We start from the raw sequence: 350 nt of genomic DNA, 5'->3' as shown, positions 1-350 counted from the left end.
GTGTTCCGTCGCCGTACGTACACGGATGTCAGACTCAGACGAGACCGACGTACTGCGCGAACTCGCCTCGCTGCCGACGATCGCGAGTCCGCGCGTGTCCCCGGACGGAGAGACCGTCGCCCTCTACTACGACGTGACCGGCCGCAACGAGCTCCACCTCTGTGACCCGAGCGACGGGTCCTTAGAGCAGCTCAGCGACGGCGACGTTCCCCGGTCCGTCCGCGCCGGCTTCAAGTGGGACCCCAGCGGCGAGCGCCTCTACTACCACCGCGACGAGGCTGGCGACGAGCAGCACGACATCTGGGCGATGTCGCTCGACGGCGACAGCGAGCCCGTCGTCGAGATGGACG

General features: G+C 68.0%; 1 pseudogene. It reads left to right on the top strand.

The window, feature by feature from the left end:
* Nucleotides 1–25: 25 nt before the first annotated feature.
* Nucleotides 26–350 (top strand): annotated as a pseudogene (locus EXE45_RS18405) (TolB family protein); the annotation flags it as partial.

The organism is Halorubrum sp. SP9 (genome assembly GCF_005435015.1).
GTDB classification, from domain to species: Archaea; Halobacteriota; Halobacteria; order Halobacteriales; family Haloferacaceae; genus Halorubrum; species Halorubrum sodomense.
The sequence above is the reverse complement of the archived record's forward strand: the minus strand, read 5'-3'. Positions and strand labels throughout refer to the sequence as shown.